We start from the raw sequence: 7,362 nt of genomic DNA, 5'->3' as shown, positions 1-7,362 counted from the left end.
CCCCCCGCCGCGAGCCGTCCGGGTAGCGCGACAGGTGCACGATGACGTCGACCGCCGCGTTGATCTGGTCGCGCAGCGCCTCGAAGGGGATCTTGACCTCGCTCATGGAGGCCAGGGTCAGCAGGCGGTGCACGGCGTCGTCGGCGGAGTTGGCGTGCACGGTGGTCAGCGAGCCGTCGTGGCCGGTGTTCATCGCCTGCAGCATGTCGAGGGTCTCGGCGCCGCGGACCTCGCCGACGATGATGCGGTCGGGGCGCATACGCAGCGAGTTGCGGACCAGGTCGCGGATGGTCACGGCGCCCGCGCCCTCGATGTTGGGCGGGCGGGCCTCCAGCCGCAGCACGTGCTCCTGCTGTAGTTGCAGCTCCGCGGAGTCCTCGATGGTGATGATGCGTTCCTGGGAGGGGACGAACGCCGACAGCGCGTTGAGGAACGTGGTCTTTCCGGTGCCGGTACCCCCGGAGACGATGATGTTGAACCGGGCCCGCACCATCGAGGCCAGCAGGATGCCGGTCACCTCGTCGAGGCTGCCCTTGGCGATGAGCTGCTCGATGGTGAACGGCTTGGGGAAGCGTCGGATCGTGATGATCGGCCCGGACAGCGACAGCGGCGGGATGATCACGTTGACGCGCTCGCCGGTGGGCAGGCGCGCGTCGACCATCGGGCTGGACTCGTCGACCCGGCGGTTGACCGTGGAGACGATGCGGTCGATGGTCTGGTAGAGCTGCTCCTCGCTGGCGAACGTGGTCTCGATGCGCTCCACCCGGCCGTTGCGTTCGATGAAGATGTCGTCGGGGCCGTTGACCATGATCTCGGTGATGCTCTCGTCCGCCAGCAGCGGTTCGAGCACGCCCAGCCCCAGCGCCTCGTCCACCACCCGGCGGATCATGTTGGCACGCTCCCGGTCGGAGAGCACCGGCCCCTCGCGGGACAGCAGGTGGCCGACGACCTTCTCCAGGCGGATGCGGCGCTGCTCGAGGCTGAGCATGGCCAGGTCGTCCAGGTTGATCTCGGAGAGCAGGCGCTGCCGCCAGTGGGCGACGCTGCTGCGGTCGGAGTGCTGGGCGGCGAGGCGGTCCTCGTTGAGCCGGTCCTTGAGTGCCATGAGCCTTACCTGGGAAGAGAGCGGTGCGGGAACATCAGAGGGCCAGGTCCACGCGGCGGACCACGGTGTAGTGCAGCCCGCCGACCGGAAAGGCCACCGGGACGCTGATCTCCACCTCCGCGAAGACGCCGCGGTCGGCGGTGTAGCCGGCGCGCACATCGGCGTCGTCCAACCAGGAGGGCAGGGCCTGAAGTGCTGCCTCCGCGCCGGCGCCGGGACCGGAGCGCTCCGCGGTCCGGGCGCCGATGCGGGCCGCGTTCTCGGCCTGCTCCACGGCGACGAACGACACGAACACCTCGAACGCGACCGTCACCATGAGCAGGAACAGCGGCAGGTAGACGGCGAACTCCACGAGCTGGGAGCCGCGGTCGCCAGGGCGGGCACGCGAGGACGGGAACACCGTGTCACCCCTCGGGGAAGATCATGGCGCGGCTGCTGATGTCCCACGGACTGCCCAGGCCGGGCAGCACCATCGGCATCGCGATGGTCACCTCGACGTACTCCCGGCCGTCCACGGTGATCCGTTCCAACCGGAAGGTGTCCTCGTCGTCCCAGGGAGGACGTACCCGCCGGACGGCCTCCTCGCGGATCAGTTCGGGGTCGTCGGGGGTGATGGCCGCCTGCCGTGCTCCCTCGTTGGCGGCGTGGGAGGCGTACATCCCGGTCAGGCCGATGAGCACGATCTGCCAGGTGAGCAGGAGCGCCAGCCCGAGGAGCGGCACGAGCGAGGCGAACTCCACGATCGACGCTCCCGTGTCGTCCCGGCCGCGCGCCCGGCGGCTGCGGGCGAGCAGCGTCTCGGCCGCCTCCTGGGTGGTGGCCGACGAGACGGGCGCGGGAGCGGAGTTCTCGGCGGAGTCGAACAGCCCCAGTTCGCCGGCGATCCTCCCGAATGCCCTGAGCAGGTTCTCGTCGGTGAGCCGGGAGGGGTCCCCGGTGTTGGACGCCTCCTCCAGCGCCCGGTAGGCGGCGGGGACCGTGGTGCGCAGCATCGGGGTGCCCAGCAGTTTGCGGGCGAAGTCGGGTTGGATCTCGTTCTTGCGGCTGTGCCGGACGAGCAGCGACGTGACGTTCTTGGGCGCGCGGATCTGCAGCCGGTCCCACATCGCCATGAGCCGCTGGGCGGCGCGCAGTGCCGGGAGGTCGGGGGTGACGAGGACCAGCGCGGTGTCGGAGAGTTCCACGGCCACGGCGGTCGCGTCGTTCACGGAGGAGCCGCAGTCGACGATCACCAGGTCGTAGCGCGACCGCAGCGCTCCCAGGATCTGTCGGGCGGCACGCGCGGTGACGTCCTCCCCGTTCTCGCCGTGGACGGGGGCCAGGAGGATGTGCGGCCCGTCGGGGTGCACATAGAGGGTTTCGGCGAGCATCGCGGCGCTGATGTCGTCGGCGGCCTCGACCAGGTCGACGATGCTGCGGCGGTGCTTGAGGTCGTAGTAGCCGGGGATGTCCCCGGACTGCAGGTCGAGGTCGACCAGGCAGACCACCCGGCCGCCATCCGCGCCAGGTGGATCGCCGTGGTGGTGGTGCCCACCCCGCCCTTGGCGCCGGTCAGGGTGATGATCCGGCCGCGGCGGCCCGCCATGGGCAGGTCCAGGGACGCGGCCTCCAGGTGGCGGCGCAGGGTCCGGGACCACTCGGCCGCGCTGGAGACGCGTGCGCTGAGCTCCTCGATCGTGGCGTCGCTCTGCAACAGGCCGCGCGCGCCCGCCTCCACCGCGCTGGTGAAGAGGGCGGGGGAGATCTCGTCCACGATCAGGATGACCGCGAGCTGGGGGCGGTTGCGGGAGATGTCGCGGATGAGTTCGAGGACGGGGAGGGGGCCGAGGTCCTCGTGGATCAGCACCACGTCGAGGGCGGGGAACTGCGACAGCGCGTCGCTGATCTCGTGGGAGGAGCGGAAGGCGCCCACGACCTCGGCGTCGGCGATCTCCTCGAACCGCGCCGTGAGCGCGTTCTCCAGCTCGTCGTCGTGGACGCCGATCATGACCTGGTAGGTGCTCATCCGTTCTCACCTCCGGGGGCGGGCTGGCGTGTGGTGTGCATCAGTTACCGCCCGGGATGCCGCTGTCCTGCCCGTTGTCCTGCTCGCTGTCCTGCTGCTCGCCGAGGGCCCTGAGCTGGTCGTCGGAGCAGAACTCCATGTCGCCCGGGGTCCCCGACCCGCGCGCGCTGACCAGCGCCAGCCGGAGCTTCGTGGCGAAGGACTCGGCGTAGGTGAGCTGCAACGCCTGCTGGGGGGTGAGCCGGAAGGTGACGGGGACGACGGTGTTGGTGCCGCCGGTCTGCGAGTCGATCTGCGAGCCGATGTCGCCCACGTCCAGGACCTCCACGTTGGTCAGCACGCGGACCGCGCAGGCGGGGGACTGCTCGTTGGGCTGGAAGGAGGCGTAGACGTCCACGCGGGACTGGCGGGACACCTTGCCGGCCACGCCGGTCTCGGCGTTGATCATGATGGCGATCTCGCGTTCGCCGCTCTCCAGGGCGGGGGCGGGGATCACCATGCTCTTCTGCAACAGGGTGCCCGCCTCCAGGAAGGCGGCGGAGACCGGCTCGCTGCCCGGCTGCGACAGCGCCTCGTCGGCGTCGGCCAGGTCGGACAGGAAGACCTGTTCGTCGAAGAACTTGGCGGGCACCTCGTAGGGCTCGACCATGTCCTCGGTGATCGGCTGGTAGGGGTCGACATCCTGGGTGAGCCGCAGAACCGTCCGGTAGGTGCCCAGTTCGCTGTTGAGCGTGTTGACGTACGAGACGATCATGAAGAACACGACGACCGCGCCGAGTGCGGCGAGGATCATGAGCAGAACGCCGCGTCGTTGACGGGGGTTCATGACGCTCCGTTTCTAGTGCTGACCAGACGGTGCTGGAATGAGGGGCAGGTGCTGCGGCCGATGGGCCTACCGCGTGGGCCGGTACTCCGGCAGGGGACCGGTGCGCGGAGGAGGGGACTGGGGAAGCGGACGCGGGGGGCGGAGAGGACCGCCCGCGCCCGGAGCGATCGGGGGGGTGACCGGAGGCGGCGGCCCGGCCGGCCGCGGACCGGACGGGGGAGACGGCGGGGGGCCCTGCGGGTGCCTTCCGGGTTGTGCGGGGGCAGAAGGCGAGGCAGGGGGGCGGGGCTGGCGGCGGATCGGGGTCTGGTTGGCCGCCCCGCAGAACCGGCAGCGCGCACCGGCGACCCGGTCCCGGCACCACAGGCAGGCGGTGGAGCGCAGCGCGCGGACGGGATTGGTCAGCGCGTCCGGGTGGGCGCTGAGGACCACGAATTCCACATACTTGGCGGAGCCCCAGTAGGCGGGGCCGAGCGGCTGCTCCGGTAGATCGCGTACCGCCGTGGCGCCGACCGCGGGGAGAAACTGTCCGTCGAACGCGGCGCGGTCGGCGTCCCCGCCGGTGGAGACCAGGATCTGGGTCGGGTTCATCGGGCGGAAGGGGATGTTCGCCGACGGGTTGGACTTCTTCACCCGCCCCACCCGTTTGACCGGTGCGCAGAAGGCGAGGAACACCACTCCCGGGGCGAAGGAGCCCATGTGCTGCTTGACCGTGATGGGAATGGTGGAGAGGTTGGCGACGCTGCGCAACCAGCCGCCGGCCAGGACGTGGGCCGCGAGTTCGTCGCCGAGTTCGGCGATCAGCCCGGCGGGCAGGTACGGCGCGAGGTAGGCCAACTGGTCGGCCAGCAGCGACAGGGCCAGCGGCGACAGGTCCATGGGGACGGCGGCGACGTGGTCGGTGCGCAGCGCGCCCCGGGCGAACCGAATGGCGCGTTCGGCGCGGCTGCTTCGCCACGTGGGGTAGAGCGCAACGACTTTTCTGCCCTGGGTGATGTGGTGGGCGGCGAAGTCGATGAATTCGCTGGCCTGGACGGCGAGGTTGTCGCCCCCCAGGGAGAAGCGTCGCGCCTGGGCATCACCAAGATGGCCCGTGCTCGGTATGTCCGCGAGCAGGGCCACGACGCTTGTGGACCTCGAACGGCCGCTGGACAAGGTCAGGCTCCCAGGGGGTGAGTCGCATGGGACGGATGCCGGTCAGTACGGGGTGCCCTTGAACGACCTGCGGGGTTCATCGTAACGAAAAGGTGATGGCCCTTCTGAGGTCAATTCGGAGGAAAGACCGTGGTGCACACCATTCTCTACCGTGCGTTATACGGTCGGGAAAAAGCAAGCCCCGGGAGAAGGCTGTGCACAACTGGCCCGGTGTGGCCAGAGACGACAGTGCCGGGAAGAAAAAGAGGAAGTCCCGGACCGCGGCCGTCCCGAAACGGAGAACGGCCCGAGGCCGGGGAACGACGAAGCCCCGGTCCGAAGACCGGGGCTTTCGAGGGTGAGTGACGGGATTTGAACCCGCGACAACCTGGACCACAACCAGGTGCTCTGCCAACTGAGCTACACCCACCACGAGCGCGGAGCCGGACTCTGGTCCGCGTCTGCGTTCAGCAGCATACTACCGGCTCCGGGGAGTGCTCCGCTCACCCTTTTTCGGTGGAAGTGCCCACACCGATGCCGTCGCCCCCAGCGACGATGTCGGCGGCGATGGCCTTGGCCGTGGCGCTGTCCGGTCCGGGCGGGGGAACGAACGCGGCCGCACGGAAGTAGCGCAGCTCCCGGATGCTCTCGGTGATGTCGGCCAGGGCGCGGTGGCCGCCGTGCTTCTCCGGGCTGGCGAAGTACACCCGCGGGTACCAGCGGCGCAGCAGTTCCTTGATGCTGGACACGTCCACCATGCGGTAGTGCAGGTGCTCGTCGACGAGCGGCATGTCCCGCGCGATGAAGGCGCGGTCGGTCGCGATGGAGTTGCCGCACAGCGGAACCTTCCGCGGCTCCGGGACGTGGCGCCGGATGTGCTCCAGAACGAGCTGTTCCGCCTCGTTCAGGGTGACCCCGTTGTCGAGTTCGGCCAGCAGGCCGGACGCGGTGTGCATCTGGGTGACGAACTCGCCCATCTGGTCCAGTGCCGCCTGCGGCGGTTTGATGACCACGTTGATGCCCTCGTCGAGCTGGTTGAGTTCGCCGTCTGTGACGAGACAGGCCACTTCGATCAGGGCGTCCTTCGCCAGATCGAGCCCTGTCATCTCACAGTCGATCCACACCAGGCTGTCGTTCATAAGGGATAGCTTAGAACTTTTCCCCCATGACTCGGCCGGTGTGCGATCGTACCCGCCCGCGGTCCTGCCTGCGCCTCTGCGGCGGGACCGCGGGCGGGCGGGGGCTACAGCCCCACCAGGCTCGGGTCGCCGAAGATCGTGACCATCAGCGCGTTCCGGTCCAGCCACAGGTAGAAGCCGCCCACGATGACCAGCAGCACGATCACCAGGACGACCAGCATGGAGACGCAGCCGCAGCCGCAGCAGCCGCCCTTCTTCTTCTGCTGCTGGGGAGCCTGGGGCTGCACCGGGTACGGAGCGCCCCGTCCCGGCCCCCACTGCTGCTGGCCCGGGAGCGGAGGCTGCCCGGAGACTCCCGGAGCGGGCTGGTGGCCGCGGTTGTAGGGAGCGGGAACCGGCCCCCGCTGCGGGTAGCCGGGCGGGACCGCCGGATAGTTGGAGGCGGCGGGCGCCGGTGTACCGCCGCGCCCGGGAACCGGGGGCTGCTGCGGGGTGGCGGGCGGTGTCGGACGCGACGGGGCCTGGGGCGGGTAGGCCATGCCGCGCTGTGCGCCGGTCTGCGGTGTGTACGGGTACGGCTGGGGGCCGCTGGGGTAGGGCGGCGCCTGCACCGGCGGGTGGCCGGCGTTCGGCCCCGAGGGGGCGTGGCTCGGGTGGGGGCCGGAGGGGGGATGCTCCGACGGAGTGGTCGAGGGGTGCGCGGCACCGTGCCCGGAGGCGGCCGAGAGGGCGGACCCCGGCCCCTGCGGGGCCGCCTTGGCCTGCTCCGCGAGCCGCTTGCGCTCCTCCTCTTCGCGCTTCCTGCGCTCTTCTGCCTCCCGAGCCTCCCGCTCGGCGCGCTGCTTGGCCTCCTCCTCGGCCTTGCGCCGCTGCTCCTCCTGGCGCTTCTTGCGCTCCTCGGCGAGTTCGGCGCGGTAGTCCTGGATGCCTTCCTTGAGGCTGCCGAGGAACTTGTTGAACTTGCCGCCCTTGTCCTCCTCGGCGCCCTCGCCCGCCGCAGCCTGGGTGAACATCGGGTCGTCGGGGCTGAACACCGCGGTCTTGGGCGCGTCGCCGGGGTTGAGCACCGCGGTGCGGGGGGCGTCGTCCGCTTCCGCCTCGCCGAGGAAGCGGATGGCGGCCGCACCAGGGGCGAGGTCGGCGGTGGGGTCGT

7 protein-coding genes, 1 tRNA gene and 1 pseudogene are annotated in these 7,362 nt (G+C 70.4%); all 9 read right to left on the bottom strand.

The annotated features are described in order from the left end of the window. Positions 1–1,105 (bottom strand): CpaF family protein (locus tag AC529_RS16310; RefSeq protein WP_083948344.1); only part of this gene is annotated, 1,105 nt, incomplete at its 3' end. 34 nt (positions 1,106–1,139) lie between these two features. Next, positions 1,140–1,505 carry a TadE/TadG family type IV pilus assembly protein gene (locus tag AC529_RS16305; protein WP_068758229.1) on the bottom strand — a complete coding sequence of 122 codons (366 nt, stop codon included), beginning with the start codon at positions 1,503–1,505 and terminating at the stop codon, positions 1,140–1,142. Positions 1,506–1,509: 4 nt separating this feature from the next. Then, entirely contained in the window at positions 1,510–2,097 is a 588-nt protein-coding gene (locus AC529_RS21370; RefSeq protein ID WP_394326456.1) for a TadE/TadG family type IV pilus assembly protein, read from the bottom strand. Positions 2,098–2,333: 236 nt separating this feature from the next. After that, positions 2,334–3,110, bottom strand: a complete 777-nt coding sequence (locus tag AC529_RS21365; protein WP_394326451.1) for a response regulator — start codon at positions 3,108–3,110, stop codon at positions 2,334–2,336. Positions 3,111–3,150: 40 nt separating this feature from the next. Beyond that, entirely contained in the window at positions 3,151–3,936 is a 786-nt protein-coding gene (cpaB, locus tag AC529_RS16295; protein ID WP_068758228.1) for a Flp pilus assembly protein CpaB, read from the bottom strand. A gap of 66 nt (positions 3,937–4,002) precedes the next feature. Further along, positions 4,003–5,058 (bottom strand): hypothetical protein, encoded by a 1,056-nt coding sequence (locus tag AC529_RS16290; RefSeq protein WP_083948342.1) that lies wholly within the window; start codon positions 5,056–5,058, stop codon positions 4,003–4,005. A 369-nt stretch (positions 5,059–5,427) separates the two neighbouring features. After that, a tRNA-His gene (locus AC529_RS16285) sits at positions 5,428–5,500 on the bottom strand. Positions 5,501–5,573: 73 nt separating this feature from the next. Next, entirely contained in the window at positions 5,574–6,209 is a 636-nt protein-coding gene (gene orn / locus AC529_RS16280; protein ID WP_068758227.1) for an oligoribonuclease, read from the bottom strand. A 104-nt stretch (positions 6,210–6,313) separates the two neighbouring features. Then, positions 6,314–7,362 (bottom strand): annotated as a pseudogene (locus AC529_RS20605) (DUF2510 domain-containing protein); the annotation flags it as partial.

It is taken from the genome of Thermobifida cellulosilytica TB100 (genome assembly GCF_001517975.1).
In the GTDB taxonomy this organism is placed as follows: domain Bacteria; phylum Actinomycetota; class Actinomycetes; order Streptosporangiales; family Streptosporangiaceae; genus Thermobifida; species Thermobifida cellulosilytica.
Note: the sequence above shows the minus strand (reverse complement) of the source record. Positions and strands in the feature narration are given on the sequence as shown.

Excerpts from the sequence above, each read along its gene's own strand:
- AC529_RS21370 (WP_394326456.1), bottom strand. The coding sequence starts at position 2,097 with ATGCTGCGCACCACGGTCCCCGCCGCCTACCGGGCGCTGGAGGAGGCG.
- AC529_RS21365 (WP_394326451.1), bottom strand. The coding sequence starts at position 3,110 with ATGAGCACCTACCAGGTCATGATCGGCGTCCACGACGACGAGCTGGAG.
- cpaB (WP_068758228.1), bottom strand. The coding sequence starts at position 3,936 with ATGAACCCCCGTCAACGACGCGGCGTTCTGCTCATGATCCTCGCCGCA.
- orn (WP_068758227.1), bottom strand. The coding sequence starts at position 6,209 with ATGAACGACAGCCTGGTGTGGATCGACTGTGAGATGACAGGGCTCGAT.